This window comes from Ferrimonas pelagia, from assembly GCF_039543565.1.
GTDB lineage: Bacteria > Pseudomonadota > Gammaproteobacteria > Enterobacterales > Shewanellaceae > Ferrimonas > Ferrimonas pelagia.
The window spans coordinates 41,467-57,709 of sequence record NZ_BAABJZ010000094.1 but is presented as its reverse complement, the minus strand read 5'-3'; the positions used below and the strand labels follow the sequence as shown (position 1 = coordinate 57,709).

General features: G+C 61.6%; 14 protein-coding genes and 1 other RNA gene. 10 read left to right on the top strand and 5 right to left on the bottom strand.

What is annotated here, in order from left to right; translation table 11 throughout:
- Nucleotides 1-45 precede the first annotated feature (45 nt).
- Nucleotides 46-492, bottom strand: a complete 447-nt coding sequence (gene dksA, locus ABEA08_RS15705; protein ID WP_345336312.1) for an RNA polymerase-binding protein DksA — start codon at nt 490-492, stop codon at nt 46-48.
- Nucleotides 493-698: 206 nt separating this feature from the next.
- Nucleotides 699-1,424, bottom strand: a complete 726-nt coding sequence (gene sfsA, locus ABEA08_RS15700) for a DNA/RNA nuclease SfsA (RefSeq protein WP_345336310.1) — start codon at nt 1,422-1,424, stop codon at nt 699-701.
- Between the two features lie 208 nt (nt 1,425-1,632).
- Between sfsA and pepB the strand changes: the two genes are divergently transcribed.
- Nucleotides 1,633-2,907, top strand: coding sequence for an aminopeptidase PepB (gene pepB / locus ABEA08_RS15695; protein WP_345336309.1), 1,275 nt, complete (start codon nt 1,633-1,635; stop codon nt 2,905-2,907).
- A gap of 176 nt (nt 2,908-3,083) precedes the next feature.
- Here pepB and thpR read toward each other — a convergent pair whose 3' ends face one another.
- Nucleotides 3,084-3,611: an RNA 2',3'-cyclic phosphodiesterase gene (thpR, locus tag ABEA08_RS15690; RefSeq protein ID WP_345336308.1), complete on the bottom strand. Its 528-nt coding sequence runs from the start codon at nt 3,609-3,611 to the stop codon at nt 3,084-3,086.
- 122 nt (nt 3,612-3,733) lie between these two features.
- Between thpR and hrpB the strand changes: the two genes are divergently transcribed.
- The 9 genes from hrpB to ABEA08_RS15645 all read left to right on the top strand — a co-directional run bounded on the left by hrpB (nt 3,734) and on the right by ABEA08_RS15645 (nt 15,243).
- A complete protein-coding gene (gene hrpB, locus ABEA08_RS15685) occupies nt 3,734-6,202 on the top strand; it encodes an ATP-dependent helicase HrpB (protein ID WP_345336307.1) in 2,469 nt (822 codons plus the stop codon).
- Nucleotides 6,203-6,262: 60 nt separating this feature from the next.
- Nucleotides 6,263-8,602, top strand: a complete 2,340-nt coding sequence (gene mrcB / locus ABEA08_RS15680; protein ID WP_345336306.1) for a penicillin-binding protein 1B — start codon at nt 6,263-6,265, stop codon at nt 8,600-8,602.
- Between the two features lie 130 nt (nt 8,603-8,732).
- A complete protein-coding gene (locus tag ABEA08_RS15675; RefSeq protein ID WP_345336305.1) occupies nt 8,733-9,329 on the top strand; it encodes an exonuclease domain-containing protein in 597 nt (198 codons plus the stop codon).
- A 154-nt stretch (nt 9,330-9,483) separates the two neighbouring features.
- Nucleotides 9,484-11,115 carry an ATPase RavA domain-containing protein gene (locus tag ABEA08_RS15670; RefSeq protein WP_345336304.1) on the top strand — a complete coding sequence of 544 codons (1,632 nt, stop codon included), beginning with the start codon at nt 9,484-9,486 and terminating at the stop codon, nt 11,113-11,115.
- On the top strand, nt 11,102-12,589 hold the full coding sequence (locus ABEA08_RS15665; RefSeq protein ID WP_345336303.1) for a VWA domain-containing protein: 1,488 nt from the start codon (nt 11,102-11,104) through the stop codon (nt 12,587-12,589). Before ABEA08_RS15670 ends, ABEA08_RS15665 begins: the two co-directional genes overlap by 14 nt.
- 137 nt (nt 12,590-12,726) lie before the next feature.
- The gene (locus ABEA08_RS15660) at nt 12,727-13,008 is read left to right on the top strand and encodes a YihD family protein (RefSeq protein WP_345336302.1); all 282 of its coding nucleotides are present in this window, start codon (nt 12,727-12,729) and stop codon (nt 13,006-13,008) included.
- A gap of 264 nt (nt 13,009-13,272) precedes the next feature.
- Nucleotides 13,273-13,791, top strand: a complete 519-nt coding sequence (locus tag ABEA08_RS15655; protein WP_345336301.1) for a DUF2937 family protein — start codon at nt 13,273-13,275, stop codon at nt 13,789-13,791.
- Nucleotides 13,792-13,864: 73 nt separating this feature from the next.
- On the top strand, nt 13,865-14,326 hold the full coding sequence (locus ABEA08_RS15650) for a rhodanese-like domain-containing protein (RefSeq protein ID WP_345336300.1): 462 nt from the start codon (nt 13,865-13,867) through the stop codon (nt 14,324-14,326).
- A gap of 98 nt (nt 14,327-14,424) precedes the next feature.
- Nucleotides 14,425-15,243: a DUF2797 domain-containing protein gene (locus tag ABEA08_RS15645; protein ID WP_345336298.1), complete on the top strand. Its 819-nt coding sequence runs from the start codon at nt 14,425-14,427 to the stop codon at nt 15,241-15,243.
- Nucleotides 15,244-15,308: 65 nt separating this feature from the next.
- Here the strand turns inward: ABEA08_RS15645 and ABEA08_RS15640 are convergent, their stop codons facing one another.
- Together ABEA08_RS15640 and ssrS are read right to left on the bottom strand one after the other, a co-directional pair.
- On the bottom strand, nt 15,309-15,902 hold the full coding sequence (locus ABEA08_RS15640; RefSeq protein WP_345336297.1) for a 5-formyltetrahydrofolate cyclo-ligase: 594 nt from the start codon (nt 15,900-15,902) through the stop codon (nt 15,309-15,311).
- 130 nt (nt 15,903-16,032) lie between these two features.
- Nucleotides 16,033-16,212: non-coding RNA, 6S RNA (gene ssrS, locus ABEA08_RS15635), on the bottom strand.
- Nucleotides 16,213-16,243: the final 31 nt, after the last annotated feature.

Sequence of the window (16,243 nt, the reverse complement as noted above, 5' to 3'; positions counted from 1 at the left end):
ATGAAAAACGGGAGGCCAAGCCTCCCGTCTCTGCAGTGTTCGGCTTTAGCCGACCATCTGCTTCTCTTTGATCTCTGCCAGCGTCTTACAGTCGATGCATTGATCGGCTGTTGGACGGGCTTCAAGCCGGCGGATGCCGATCTCGATCCCGCAGGAATCGCAGAAACCAAAGTCGTCTTCCTGGACTTTCACCAGGGTCTTTTCGATCTTTTTGATCAGCTTACGTTCGCGGTCGCGAGTGCGCAGTTCCAGGCTAAACTCTTCTTCCTGGGCAGCGCGATCCACTGGATCAGGGAAATTGGCCGCTTCGTCCTGCATGTGGTGCAAGGTGCGGTCAACTTCTTCACGCAGCTGGTTGCGCCAGGCTTCCAGGATGGTTTTGAAGTGAGCCAGTTGCTTCTCGTTCATGTATTCCTCACCGGCACTTTCGCGGTAAGGCTCCACGTTGGCGTATGCCAATACGCCGATTTTCTTTGTCTTGCCCTGCGGCATCAGGCGTCTCCTGTTACTAAATACGAGAGGCAATCCTCTGATTGGGGCGGTACATATACCAGATGGATCTCGTTTGCGCAAATCCTTGCGAACCAGATTGCTAGCTAGAACAAATCAATTGAGCGGTATAACACGCAAGTCACACATTCGCAAGCGCCTGGAGTTGCGTCATATTCACGTTTACCGTCCATATTGGGGCTAGGTCATTATTTTTCCGCTACATCTGGTATTAAGACCGGTAAAGTCGTCACCGGCTTCACCGACTGGGGATCCATGTCGCAGCCAACGGCATAAAACTGAACCCCGGCCTGCTGGGCCTGATGGCACAATCGGGCATAATCCTCATCGATATGTACGGCGGGCGCGACCCGTTGGATCCCTGTGTGCGGCACGATAAAGAGGATGGCCGCCCGTTGGCCCGCCTGCACCATGGTCATCAGCTCGCGCAGATGCTTTTGACCCCGGGTGGTGACCGTATCGGGAAAGTAGCCCTGACCATCCTGGCCTAGCAATGTGACATTTTTGACTTCGACGTAGCAGTCGATGCCATCGGCTCCCTGTAGCAGCAGATCGATCCGGCTGTTCTCTGCGCCGTACTTTACTTCCCGTTTTATGACGTCATAACTGGATAAGATCGGCAGCAGTTTAGCTCGGATCGCCTCTTCCGCTAACCCATTTGCCCGCGCCGTGTTGACCATGATGCGATCGCCCCGATCGCTCTCGACCCACTCCCACGTACAGGGGTATTTGCGTTTGGGGTTGTCAGAGGTGGAGTACCAGACTCGCCAGCCGACGCCAGCGCAACCGGTCATGGCGCCGGTATTGGGGCAATGTAGGGTGGTTTCGCTGCCGTCTTGCAATGTGACGTCAGCGAGAAAGCGTTTGTAGCGTTTGATCAGAGTGGCACTATCAAGCGGGGTGGAGAATTCCATCGGTATTCGGCTCCTCGGGCGAAGGCGCACTTTACCACGTTAAAAATCCGCCTTTTGTTCGGTTTTGCCGATTGTCTGCAACGAATATGCCGGTAGGAATGCTCAGCTGGTAAAGGCATTGAATGCGACGGTGAATGGGCCGCTGCGCCAATGAGACAGAATGTTACACTGGATCGATGACAGCTAACAGTTATTCAAGGAATAGAGCATGAGTGAGATCCTCAACGTCGTATTGAGCGACCAACCGGCCCCGGCGCAATGGGGTAAGAGCAAGATCAGTTTCAGCGGCGAGGGGGCCTGCATCCATCTGAGTGAGGGGGAGCCGGCGCGGATCATTCAGTCCGCCGCGCGCAAACTCACCGGCCAGGGGATCCGGGATGTGGCCTTGTCCGGTGAAGGCTGGACCCGTGCCTTGCAGTGGCGCTTTGCCTGCGGCTTTGGCGAGGCGTTGGAGCCGGGCACCATCGCCTGGGCCAGCGACGCCGAGTCACTGGACGCGCAGCGCGATGCGGCTTTATGGCTCAAATCTCTGACTCATGCCAGTCCGGAAGCGCTGAGCCCGGAAGTGTTGGCGGACGAGGTGGCCGAGCGGATCAGTGCCGCGGCGCCGGAGCACGTCACTACCCGTCGTATTGTCGGGGATGCCTTGCTGGCGGCGGGGTGGATCGGCGTTCACGCAGTGGGCCGGGGTTCGGAGCGGCCACCGGTCTTGCTGGAGCTGGATTACAACCCGACCGGTGATGCCAATGCGCCGGTGTCCGTGGCGCTGGTGGGCAAAGGGATCACCTTTGATTCGGGGGGCTACTCGATCAAGCCGTCCGCCGGGATGGTGACCATGAAGTGTGACATGGGCGGTGCCGCCACCGTCTCGGCGGCGTTGAAGCTGGCCATTAAGCAGGGCCTGAACAAGCGGGTCAAGCTGTACCTGTGCTGTGCCGAGAACCTGATCTCCGGTCACGCCTACAAACTGGGCGATATCCTGCACTATAAGAACGGCACCAGTGTCGAGATCGTCAATACCGACGCCGAGGGCCGCTTGGTGCTGGCGGACGGCCTGATGGCGGCGAATGAGGCCGGTGCTGAGCGCATTATCGATGCCGCCACCCTGACCGGTGCCGCCATGACCGCGGTTGGCAGCGATTACAACGCCCTGTTTACCCCCTGCGACAGCGCGGCCACTGACGCACTGGCCGCGGCGGCGGCGGTGGATGAAGGCCTGTGGCGTTTGCCGTTGGCGCCGCTGCACGCGGACAAATGTCCGTCGGTGTTTGCCGATACTGCTAACAGCACCACTCAGAAAGGGGGCGGCGCGGGCGGGGCTTCCAATGCCGCGGGCTTCCTCAGCCGTTTTGCCGGGACGCCGCCTAAAGGCTGGATCCACATCGATCTGGCGGGCGCGTATGTCGGCGGCAATGGCCTCAACCATGAAGGCGCCACCGCTTTGGGCATGCTCACCGTGGCAAAGTTGCTGCAGGACGCTTAAGCGACGGAAAGGGGAGCATGCAAAAACGCCGAAGCCTATCTGCTTCGGCGTTTTTGTACTTGGGCGCTTCGCGTTTCGAGTCACGAATGTGCTGCGAGAGCGGCAGGTAAGGCCCACGCCGTGGGCGAGCGCTGTCCGACGCTGCGTATCGGACGTACGCTGTGCTCTCTGTTTCGTTACCGCTGCCAACGTTTTAGACAGTGGTACTCCACGCCGGCCGGGCCGTTCACCGACACCATGAGTTCGACGCTGTGGCTGGTCATGACGATGGGTTGCTCTGGCACATGGGCAAGATCTGGCAGCAGCGCCGAGGCGCCGCGAAACAGGGTGATGTGGGGGCGAAAAGCGTGCCGGGTTGGGTGCAGCCCGTGCTGATAGGCGTCCTGCTGTAACTGGGTCGCCAGTTGGCCCAGCGCGATCGGGGTGCGGCGGGCGCCTAGGGCGACAATGCCGGGTTTGGCCCAGTAGTGCAGGGTATCCAGCTCGAGGTGCAGATCCGGCACGGTCAGATCCGCCAGCCGGGCCAGCAACGCGTCTTTCTGGCTTGCGGTGACGCTGCCGAGGAAGGCCAGGGTCAGATGAAAATTGGTGGCGGGGATCATCCGGCCATGGATGCCGGCCTGGGCCAGTTGGCTCTGCAACTTGAGCAGGGCCAACTGACTGGTGCGCGCGACCGGTAAGGCGAAAAACAGTCGTTGTGCCATCCAATTCTCCCGCTATCAAGAACGCTGGTGTGTGAAAAAGTCGCCGGCCGGGGCGGCGAACATTGGACAGTCGGCAGGCGCTCAGTACACTGTCGGCCTGTTTGACTGAATGAGCCCTATCTGTGTCCAAGTTGCCCATTGTGGATCTGTTTGATCCGATCCGCCACGCACTGCAAAGCCATAACCAGCTGATCTTACAAGCTCCGACCGGCGCAGGGAAGTCGACGGCGTTGCCGCTGGCGATGCTGGATTGGTCGCAGATCGACGGCAAGATCCTGCTGCTGGAGCCGCGGCGTCTGGCGGCGCGGATGATCGCTCGCTATCTGGCGACGCAGCTGGGCGAGAAAGTAGGGCAACGCGTTGGCTTGCGGGTGCGCGGTGAGACCCGTGTTGGGCCGGAGACGCGGCTGGAGGTGATCACCGAAGGGGTGCTGACCCGGATGATCCAGGCCGATCCCGAGCTGGAAGGCGTGGCGCTGATCCTGTTCGATGAGGTGCATGAGCGTCATCTGGCGACGGATCTGGCGCTGGCGCTGGCACTGGAGGTGCAGGGGGGCTTGCGCGACGATCTCCGCGTGATGCTGATGTCGGCCACGCTCGAGGGCCAGCCCTTGGCCCAGTTGCTGCCGGATGCGGTGCTGCTGGAAAGCGAAGGACGCAGCTATCCGGTGAGCGTGGAGTATGCCGCTCCGGCCAATCCGTCGTTTTGGCTCAATGATCTGGTGGCGCAGGTTCGACGTCAGCTGGCGGCGCGCGACGGCAATATCTTGGTGTTCCTGCCGGGCATGGGCGAGATCCGCCGTGCGGCGGAGCAACTGGCCGAGCGGCTGCCGGAGGAGGTTTTGATCTGCCCTTTGTATGGCCAATTGGCGCCGAAGGAGCAGGACGCGGCGGTTCAGCCGCCGGCGCCGGGCCTGCGTAAGGTGGTGCTGGCCACCAACATCGCCGAGTCGAGTCTGACCATTGAGGGGATCTCCGTGGTGGTGGACGCGGGGTTGCAGCGCCGCGCCAGCTTCAATCTGCGCAGTGGCCAGAGCCGCTTGGAGACGGTGCGGATCAGCCGGGCGTCGGCGGCGCAGCGCGCGGGCCGGGCCGGTCGTTTGATGCCGGGGCACTGTGTGCGGCTGTGGAGCGAAGCGATGCAGCAGGGGCTGGCCGAGGCGGAGACGGCGGAGATCCAGCGGGCCGATCTGACCGCGTTGGTGCTGGAGCTGGCGGCTTGGGGCAGCACGGCGCAGGAGCTGGCGTGGCTGACGCCGCCGCCAGCCAATGCATTGATCAAGGCGGCGCAGCTGTTGACCCAGCTGGGATTGCTGGGCTCGGAGGGCAAGCTGACCCGGCTGGGGCGGCAGGTGCATGAGCTGGGGGCCGATCCGCGTCAGGGCTTGATGCTGCTGCGTGCGGCGCAGTTGGAGGCGGAGATCCCCGGTGCGCTCAAGTTGGCGTGTTTGATCGCGGCGGTGATCGAGGAGGGCGATCCCTTGCGTGGGCGCGATCTGGGGGCGGATCTGGGCCGCCGTCTCAGTGCGGCGGACGCGGGTCGGCATGGCCAGATGGCCAAGCGTTGGTTTGAGCAGCTCGGCCGTCGCATCAAGGCGCGGCCGGTGGCGGCGCATCACAGCGAGGCCGGTTTGCTGCTGGCGCTGGCCTATCCGGATCGGATCGGTCAGTGTCGCGATCAGGGCCTGCGCTATCAGCTGTCCAATGGCAGTGGGGCCACGCTGGCGGAGCAGGATCCCCTGTTGGGCACGCCGTTTTTGGCGGTGGCCAGCCTCAATGAGCGGGCGGGGCGCAGCGATGGCCTGATCTTCCTCGCGGCGGAGCTGGAGCTCGGTGCGCTGGAGGCGGTGGCGCCGCATCTGTTTGAGCGGCAGCGTCAGGCGGAGTTTGATCGCAAAAGCGGCGTGCTGCGTGCCGAGCTGCATACCCGGCTGGGGGCGTTGATCGTGGCGCGCCAGCCGCTGACCGATCTGGAGCCGGAGGATCATCAGCGTGCCTTGCTGGCGGAGATCCGTCGCCGCGGCTTGGACTGTCTGCCCTGGAACGACAAATGCCGCGCGCTGCAGCATCGGGTGGCGTTGGCGGGGCGCCTGCTCAGCGAGCAGGATTGGCCGCAACTGGATGATGGGCAGCTGCTGGCGACGCTGGAGCAGTGGCTGGTGCCCTACCTCAATGGGATCACCAAGTTTGCTGCCTTGGCCAAGTTGGATCTGTACGGCATATTAAAGAACCGGATTCCTTGGGCGATCCAGGCGCTGTTGGCGCAGGAGCTGCCGGAGCAGATGACGGTACCGACCGGCAGTACGCTTGCGTTGCACTACCACGCTGACGGGGTCAGACTGGCGGTGCGGGTACAGGAGATCTACGGCCAGTCTGAGACTCCGCGATTGGCGCGTGGCCAGCTGCCGGTGACCTTGGAGCTGTTGTCGCCGGCGCGACGGCCTTTGCAGATCACCGAGGATCTGGCCGCTTTTTGGCAAGGGGCCTGGCAAGACGTGAAGAAGGAGATGCGCGGGCGTTACCCCAAGCATCTGTGGCCGGATGATCCGGCCAATACCCTGCCGACTCGGCGCGTAAAGAAACACAGTTAATAGGTTTATCAAAGCATTATGCCAAAGAGCCCGAACAAGCCTGCTGCCAAGAAGGCGGCAGTGAAGAAAACCGGTCGCGGCCGGAGCGCGCGCAAGCCGTCAGGGACGGCCAAGGGCGCTTGGTGGCGCCGTGCGCTGCTCCTGCTGGGCAAGGGGGCGCTGGCGGGGATCGCGGTGCTGGCACTGTATGGGATCTATCTGGACAGTCAGATCGCCGCCAAGTTTGAGGGGCAGAAGTTTTTCCTGCCGGCGCAGGTGTTTGCCCGGCCGATGGCGATCTACCCGGGGGCGCCCGTGACCCATAGCCAGCTCAAGGATGAGTTGGCGCTGCTGGGGTACCGCAATACTGGTCGCGCCGCCGCGGAGGGGGAGTTCGCGGTGGCGGTGAATCGCATCGAGGTGTTCCGCCGGGCGTTTGATGGCCCCAATGGCTATGAGGGCGCCACTAAGGTGATGGTGCACTTTGAGCGCAATCGGGTGAACCGAGTGGTGCGCTCCAATGATGGCCGCGATCTGGGCTTTTTGCAGCTCGAGCCCTTGCTGCTGGATCGGATCCTGACCGGCGAGACCGAGGATCGGCTGTTTGTGCCGCGCACTGAGATCCCGGAGACCCTGGTGGAGGCGTTGCTGCGCACCGAGGATCAGGATTTCTATCACCATCACGGCGTGTCGCTGTCGGGGATCGCCCGGGCGGCGGTGGTCAACCTGCGTGCCGGGCGGACGGTGCAGGGCGGCAGTACCCTGACCCAGCAGTTGGCTAAGAACTTCTTCCTGACCCGGGATCGCACCTTTGTGCGCAAGGCCAATGAGGCGCTGATGGCGCTGATCATCGATTTCCGCTACCCCAAGGATGAGATCCTCGAGGCGTACCTCAATGAGGTGTACATGGGGCAGGATGGCGCCATCGCGGTGCACGGCGTCGGCTTGGCGGCCTGGCACTACTTTGGCACGCCGCTGGATGAGATCGATCTGGCCCAGCAGGCGCTGCTGGTGGCGATGATCAAAGGCCCCAGTTATTACAATCCGTGGCGCTTTCCGGAGCGGGCGCAGGCGCGGCGGGATCTGGTGCTGAAACTGATGTTGGAGCAGGGGCTGATCAGCAGTCACGACTACCAGCAGCAGGTCAGCAGTGATCTGTCCCTGCGGGATCCTAACTGGCGTCAGCGTCATAAGTTGCCGGGCTTCCGTGCCCTGATGCAGCGTGAATTGGCTCAGCGTTTTGGCGATAACGTGCTGCATCAATCCGGGCTGAAGGTGTACACCACGCTGGATCCCTTGGCGCAACAGGCGGCGGAGCGCGCGGTGAAGGCGGGCATGGCCGATCTGATCGCCCAGCGCAACGACGATCAGCTGCAGGCGGCGATGGTGGTGGTGGATCGCTATCAGGGCGGTGTGTTGGCGGTGGTGGCGGATCGGGATCCCAACTACCGCGGCTTCAACCGGGCGCTGGATGCACGCCGACCGGTGGGTTCACTGCTTAAGCCTCATGTGTATCTGACGGCACTGGCAGCGCCGGAGCAGTACAACCTGATGACGCCGCTCAAGGATGAGCCGATCAGCATGAAAAGCAGCAATGGTCAGGTGTGGGAGCCGCAGAACGTCGATAAGGCCTTCCGCGGTGAGGTGTCGCTGCTGGAGGCGCTGGTGAAGTCCTACAACGTGCCGACGGTGAATCTGGGCATGGCGATCGGACTCGATGCGGTCAGCTCGACCCTATATAAGGCGGGCTGGTCCGGGCGGATCCGACCCAATCCGGCGCTGCTGCTGGGGGCGCTGGATGCCAGTCCTCTTCAGGTCGCGCAGCTCTATCAGACCCTGGCAGACGGTGGGCGCTACCGCGAGCTGTATGCCATCGGCCATGTGCTCAATAAGCAGGGCGAACGCCTGGTCGAGCAGCTTCCGCCATCGGAGCAGGTGTTGCCGGCCGGGGCGGCGTGGCTGACTAACTACGCCATGACCAAGGTGGTGTCGGAAGGCACCGCGGCCCGGTTAGGGCGCCAGTTCCCGCACGTCACCCTGGCGGGCAAAACCGGCACCACCAGTAATGGTCGGGATGCGTGGTACGCCGGCTTTGACGATCGCGATGTGGTGATCAGTTGGGTCGGGCGCGATGACAACAGTGCGGCCGGCCTGTATGGCAGCTCGGCGGCGCTGCCGCTGTACCAGCGTTATCTGGATGAGCGTGAGCCGCTGTCTTTGGTGTTGACCCGCCCACCCCAGATCGTCGATGGCTATTTTGAGCCGCGTACCGGCGCGGCGGTCGGGGCTCGTTGCCGTGGCGCGGTGGCGTTGCCGGCGGATAGAGAAAGCTGGTCGAGCTCGGCCCGCTGTGGCGGTGTTGAGTCGGAGCGAGCAGACGACGGCGAGCGCAACTGGTTGGAGCGCTTACTGGGGCTTTGATTGACCTGATCTGGGCCGTTGACGGCATGCCGGGCGCCGCGCGGCGGTTCCGGCCCCCGCTAAGTTTGTTAGAATAACGCCATTGGCGGGCCTGATTCATGGCCCGCCTTTTTATCGATAAGGAAACACAATGGCCAAGCGGATCCTCTGCATTGATACCGAGCTGAGCTGCTGGGATAACCCAGAATATCAACGGGCGCAGACGCTGGAGATCTTCCAGATCGGGCTGGCCGAGATCGACGTCGACACGCTCGAGATCCATCGAACCGGTCGCTATTACGTCAACAATACCCGACACGAGGTGACACCATTTTGCTTTCAGCTGACCGGGATCAGCCAGGCGACGCTGGATAAGCGTGGCTTTGCCCTGGAGCACGTGGCCAAGTTGCTGCGGGAGAAGTGGGGCGTGGCGCAGCGCTGGAATGCTCTGGTGTGTTGGGGGGATGAGCGGGCGCTGTTGGAGCCGGATTTTGTCGCCAAGGGGGTGCCCTACCCTTTCCATAATGGCCTATTCAATCTGGCGGACTACTACCGTTTCGGCTTTTGCCAAAGCAAGCGTGACAACCCCGCTCAGCATCAGGTCGCGACCCACTATGGGGTGGAGCTAGCGCAGCCGCAACACGATGCTGAGGCTGATGCGATCACTTTGGCTCGCATTACCATCGCCATGATCAAGGCAGGGGATCTCTGGCCGATGTTGCAACATCGGCAGTCTAAGACTGCGTGATTAAGCTTTTTTCCCAGCCGTTACCAGCAAACACTTCCATTTTCTGCCAGAACCTGTTGTTCGAGCCACATTTCGCTGAAATTGCCAGTGGGTTTGTTGCAGCGTGTATGGGGGATGCGTAAATTGAAGCTATGTAAACCTAAGGCAATCAAAGATGTACGATGAACAGCAACGCCTAGCTATCCGGGTCTCCCGCTTGGTGCAAGCCCTTTCTTCCGGTGTCCTTGAGCGCGACCGTGCCTTTAAGCTGTGTTTGTTGGCGGCGCTGACCGGCGAAAGTGTATTTTTGCTGGGGCCGCCGGGGATCGGCAAATCTTTGGTGGCGAGGCGGATCATGCACGCCTTCGAAGAGGGCGGGGCGTTTGAATACCTGATGAACCGTTTCTCCACCCCGGAGGAGCTGTTTGGTCCGCTCTCCATTCAGGCATTGAAGGATGAAGGCCGCTACGAGCGCCTGACCGAAGGCTATCTGCCGGAAGCCTCAGTGGTGTTTCTCGATGAGATCTGGAAGGCTGGCCCGGCCATTTTGAACACCCTGCTCACCGTGGTGAATGAGAAGGTGTACCGCAACGGTAACCAGACGCTGAAGGTGCCGATGCGGTTGTTGATCACCGCCTCCAATGAGCTGCCTGATGGCGACTCCAGCTTGGAGCCTTTGTACGATCGGATGCTGCTGCGGGTGTACGCCGATAAGGTCTCACAGAAGCAGAATTTTAAGCAGATGGTGAGCGACAGCACCGACATGTACGCCGATCCGGTGCCGGCGGAGCTGAAGATCACCGAGGCAGAGTACGCCGACTGGCAGCAGGCCGTGAAGGAGGTTTCCTTGCCAGACAGTTGCTTTGAGAAGATCTATCAACTCAAGCGGTTGGTGGAGACCCGTCAGGAGGAACATCCAGAGTTGGATCTGTATATCTCGGATCGGCGCTGGAAAAAATCCGTCGCACTGCTAAGAGCCAGTGCCTTCTTTAATGGCCGCATGGCGGTGTCACCCACCGATATCTTGGTCCTGCGCAACTGCTTATGGCGCGATCTGCCCACCCGTGAGCTGATCCAGACGGCGATGAGCGAGTACGCCAGAGAGGTGGCGTACGATCAGCGCGAGATCCGCCAGCAGCTGTTGTTCTTGCATGGTGAGCTGGAGCGCGTGGCGCTGCTGCGGGTGGATGCGTTAACGCCACGAACGGTGAAGACTAATGGCTTGCGCGGTGAGCGCTATGAGCTGGATCTGAATGAGGCCAGCCTGAGTGAGCGTCCTGGGGTCGGCGAGATGGTGACCTTGTTGCCCTTGACGATGCAGACGCCGATGCATCTGGAGCTGGATGAGCCGGCGCAGCAGGTCCGTATGGCGGCCAACGAGGTGCAAAAGGCGGTGGCGCATGGCGGCGGTATCGTGCCGGGCTTTATCAATGATCATGATAAGCAGGCCTACCCTATCCGGCTGGGACTGGACGCGGAGCATCGTTTGGTGCTCAAAGATGTGGCCAACCGGGAGATCGCAGTGGGAGCGCTGGGCCCCTGGCCGGCCAGTCGCCTGACCCGGCAGGAGTGGCTGGATGAATTGGTGCAGATCACCGGTCAGGTGGGTCAGCTGGAGCGCCAACTGGCGGAGCAGCGTGCCCTGTTTATTCGGACGGTGCCCCATAACTTTATCGATACTGATCTGACCGATATGGTGACCGAGAGTCTGGATCAGCTGGCCGAGCAGATGGTGGCGTTGCGGCAAAGCATGAGCGATGGCGAAACCCTGTGGCAGACCATTCAAGTGGCTTATGACAGTCAGTGAGGCCAGCGGCAATCAGCTGAGCCGGGCCGAGCGCGATCCCGGCCATCAGGCGGCGCTGGGGGATCTGGTCGGCCGGGTGGTGCGCGACCGGCGCGATCAGGTGCGCGAGCAGTTGTTGAAGCGCCGTGCGGTGCAGACCCGAGGCTTGGCGCAGGCGTTGGATGATGAGCTCAATCGCTGGAGTGATCAGCTCCAGTCGGTGTTGAAAGGTCAGCCTTTGCCGGCGCAGGCCCGGCGTGAGATCAGCCTGTTGGAAAGCGCCCAGACGCAGGACGTGAGCCAATTTATGTTGGAGCTGGATGCGGTGCGGCTGCAGCTGCGCGGTCATTCGCCCATGGCGGAGGTGCTCGGGCGTTTTGCCGAGGAGATCCGCCAGCTGCCCAGCCACCGTCAGGCCGCGGCGAAGCAGGCGCTGATGGAGCAGTGGCAGAGCAGTGTTGAGCACCGCTATCTGGCCGATCAGATGGTGTTGTTGGATAAGCAGCGCGAGCAGTTGCTGGAGGAGCTGTATCGGCGCATGGAAGGCGCCGAGGCGTTGACCGAGCTGTTTCCGGTCAGCGAGCCCGGCGAAGCGGGGCGTTTGTGGGATATGGCGGATGTGCCGCTGTCACAGCGTCAGCGACGGGATCTTAATCAACTGGCAGGGTGGCTGAGCCGACAGGCACAGATCCAGACCCTGGCTGATCAATTGGGGCGGATGGCCCAAGCCGCCAGCAAGGGCAAGGTGCGGCGGGTCAAGGAGGCATCCAGTGCCCGGGAGGTGCGGCCTAGTCCGCTGCCGGAAGAGGTGGTTGGGGTGCAGCAGGGGAAAGACTTGGCCCGCTTGCTGGCGGTGGCGATGTCACTGTTGGCGACCGAAGAGCTGGAAACACTGTTTTATAAGCAGCTGATTGACGCGCAGTTGCTGATCTACCAGATGCGCGGCAAACAGCCGGTGGCAGGCAAGGTCAAGAACGTGTTCCGGGCGCGGCCCAGCGAGGCGATGGAGCATGGTGGCCCCTTTATTCTTTGTGTCGATACCTCGGCCTCGATGAACGGTTATCCGGAACGCTGTGCCAAGGCGCTGGCGCTGGCCATGGCCCGCATCGCGGTGCGCGATGGCCGAGCTTGCCAGGTGTTGATCTTCTCCACTCAGGTGGTGCAGTTTGAACTGGTGGGGGAGCAGGGGCTCAGCCAGCTGCGTGATTTCCTTGGGTATCAATTCCATGGCGGCACCGATCTAGGCCCCTGTGTCGATCTGGCCTGTCAGCAGCTGAAGCTGGAGACATTTGCCAATGCGGATCTGCTGATGGTGTCGGATTTTATTGCCCCGCGCTTTCAGGCGGAGCGTTTGGCGCTGATGGCGCAGGCGCGTCAGCACGGCACCCGTTTCCATGCGGTTCCGCTGTCGCGGCATGGCAACCCAGCTCTGCTGGCGCAGTTTGATCGGCAGTGGCCGATCGACACCAGCCTCAGCCGACGCTTTCATGGCTGAGCAGCCTGTTCGAGCCAGTCGATTGAGGCAATGTGTTCTTTGCCGCCACCCGGGCGACTGAGTTGGGGATAATGCCAGCCTAAGCAGGGGGATCTCTCTTCCCCCGTTGGGTTTGTACCGGGTTGAAGGAGTCCCCTATGTCTTGCCATCGCATTGATGAACTGCTCGAACTGCTCGCACCGGTTTGGCAAAAGCATCAGGATCTGGATCTGATCCCGATGTTGGCCAAGCTGGCCGAGGAAGCTGGTTTCGTGGGGCCGTTGACGGATCTGACCGATGATGTGCTGATCTACCACCTGAAGATGTTGGAGACCGGAGAGGGCAAGATGATCCCAGGGATCGCCAAGGATTACGTCGAGGATTACGACTGGAAGGCGGCGATCCTCAAGGCGCGCGGCTTCGACGAGGGGGAGGGCTAGCGGCCCCACTATCGGCCCCACTATCGGCCCCACTATCGGCCCCACTGCCGCGCCGTATTGAGTACGGCGCTGAGACGCCCCGCCAAGTGCGGGGCGTTGTCGTTAGTCTGGGGCAGGAGGGGCTTGCACCATTTTCTGTGTGTAGCCCCTGTGTCCAATCTCGGCCGCGCGGCGGTGTGGCAGAGCGCCAACTGTCTCGGCCGTTTGATATCGATGAGTATTGAGTCGCTTTGTGGCTGCATGGCCGATCATCAGGAGTGCGTGATGCTAAAGGAATATGCCCGTCTGGCGTTGTTTGTTTTTAGTGTGTTGTTGGGGGTGCAGATCCCAGGGTTTGTTGATCTGTACCAGCAACGCTTGGAGGCGCACACCCTCGAGGCCCGGCTGGGGTTGCAGGGCTTTCAGCAGACGGCGGATCAGTATTTTCATGGCGATCTGGGTGAACTGATCCTGCATTACAAGCTAAACCCCGATCCTGTGTTTCGCCGCGACGGTGATTCCATCGGCGCTTTGGTGGCGCGGGTGGACCAACTGACGTTGGAACAGGTGGCGATGGATCGCGGTCAGCTGCTGGCAGTGTGGCATCTGCTGGTGGCGGCGGATCCGGCTCTGCGCCAAGAGGCTGTGTCTGGCTACAGCTATCGGGTGGTGCTGACGCCGATGGCGATCGGTTGGGGGATCGGCGCTGCCTTGCTGCTGGGACTGCTGCTGGAGGGCTTTGGTCGAGCCTGTGTCTGGTGTTGGTGCCGACGCCGACGCTCTGTCGGGGCTTTTGGCGGCTGAGGTTGCGCTGGATCAACCCGTTGGTCTGGGAGTGAGCTAGGTTAAAAGAGAGGACTCTGAACGGAGGTGAACCATGACTCGTCATCATTGGGTTTGGCTCGCGCTGGCCGGCGCGCTGCTGGGGTTGATCGCGGCGCCGTTGGCGGCGCAGACCGACAAAGCAACCTATTTGGCTGAGGCGCGACAGGGCGTGGTGGAGATCACGCCTGAGCAATTAAGGACGCGGTTAGCGGGCGAGTTGCCGCCGCTGGTGCTTGATGTCCGTACCTTTACCGAGCGGGAGCAGGGGCGGACGGTGACCGAGCAGGAGATCCACATCCCACGGGGCTTCTTGGAGATGAAGGCGTGGGAACAGCTGCCGACCGGGCAGGAGGTGGTGATCTACTGTGGCACCGGCGGGCGCAGTGCCTTGGCGGCACAAACCCTCAAGGCGATGGGCTGGGAGCAGGTGATGAGCCTGCAGGGCGGGATCACCGCTTATTACGAGTCTGTCGGCGAAGACTGCGGCTGTATTGAGTTGCCGTTCGCGCAATAGCGCGCGGCGCAGTGCGATAGGGTTAATCGCCCGGACGGGCTCCCCTGGCGAACGACCCCCTGATACACTGGCTTTTTTCCCCTACAGGAGCCCTTAGGATGCAAGGCACCCTTTCTAAAATGGCGGTCGAACTGGCGGCGACTGCGCAGTATGCGCTGCGCGTGGGTGAGCAGCGACTGCCGCTGAATGACTTGATCGGCCAGCCGCTGACGCTGCGTTTCACCGGTAAGATCTTCTGTGATGCCTGTGGTCGCAAGACCAATAAGAGCTACTCCCAAGGCCACTGCTTCCCCTGCATGAAAAAGCTGGCCCGTTGCGACATGTGCATGATGAAGCCGGAAACCTGTCATTTCGCTCAGGGCACCTGCCGCGAGCCGGAGTGGGGTCAGCGCCACTGCATGATCCCGCATACCGTCTATCTGGCCAACACCTCGGGGCTGAAGGTTGGGATCACCCGGCAGCTGCCGGTTCGCTGGTTGGATCAGGGGGCAACGCAAGCCCTGCCGATCTTGCGGGTGGCGACCCGTCAGTTGTCGGGTTTGGTGGAGATAGAGCTGGCTAAATTGGTGGCGGATAAGACCAATTGGCGGGCGATGCTCAAGGGCGCCGGAGCACCGGTGGATCTCAAAGCCGAGGCGGCGCGGCTATTGCCGCAGATCGAGGCGACACTGACACAGCTCAATCGGCAGTTTGCCGATAGCGTTGAGGGGATGGCGATCGAGCGTTTGGATGAGCCGGTGGTGAGTATTGACTATCCGGTCAGCCAGTATCCCAGCAAGATCGCCTCGCACAACTTCGATAAGGCGGCGGAGGTGTCCGGGGTGCTGCAGGGGATCAAGGGCCAATACCTGATCTTCGATACTGGGGTGATCAATATCCGTAAGTTCACCGGCTATGAGGTGACGGTGGAGCGCTGAGGGCGTTGAGCTTGGATCCGCACGCCGGCCTTTGGGGCCGGCGTGCGGCGTTTGGACGCGAAAGATCAGCGATCAAACCGGATCAATTGCTCGCCGGTGGCGACGGCATCGATGGGTACGTCCCATTCGGCCGCCATCAACTTTTCGACCTGTTGGCAGCTGTGCGCCAAGCCGATCAGCGTCGGGCGCTGCGCCGGGGTGTAACCGCCTAGGGTACGGTCGTAGAAGCCGCCGCCCATGCCCAGCCGGTTGCCGTGGGGATCAAAGCCCACCAGCGGCAGCAGGATCACGTCCAGCTCCTGCAGTGGCACCAGATCGGGCTTGGACAGCTCGGGCTCGGGTATGCCCAAGGCGTTGTTCATCAGCTGTTGCCCCGGACGGAAACGTTGGAACAGCAATTGCTCGTCGTTAAACGGGTGCATGATCGGCAGGGCGAGCTGTTTGCCGCGCGCGGACAGGACTTCCGCCAGGATATGGGGATCGATCTCGCCGTCATTGGCGATGTAGAGGGCGATCTGACTGGCGTGGTGGATCAGGCTGTGATCGGGCAGGTGGCTGGCCAAGCCGATGGCCGCGTGCTTTTGTTGTTCGTATGAGAGCTGTCGCCGTTGCTGGCGCAGGCTTTGACGCAGGATCTGACGCGTTTGGGGATCACTCATGAGCGCTCATTACTCCATTTTGGTGATGAAGTAACTGTGTATCCTGCGCATCAGAAAGGCAAGCGACCGCGTCGCGAAATCTGGCTAGGGGGCTGGCGGCTTATGCGCCGGGCGATAACAAGGGGGGGAGTTGCTCTCCGGCAGTGCCGCTGCGAAGTAAAGCCCTTGAACCGTAAGTTCAAGGCGGGAGCCTTATCCGTGCTTTCGGCTTCTCGGACGCACCGAGCATGCACAGCCGCACAGTTAAGACACCCTGGGGTTGTAAGCATCGGCCAGGGACATTTAACGCTGGCAAACACCCCAGAGAGCAGATTGAGTGTAGGAAAAAGTCTGAGCTTTGT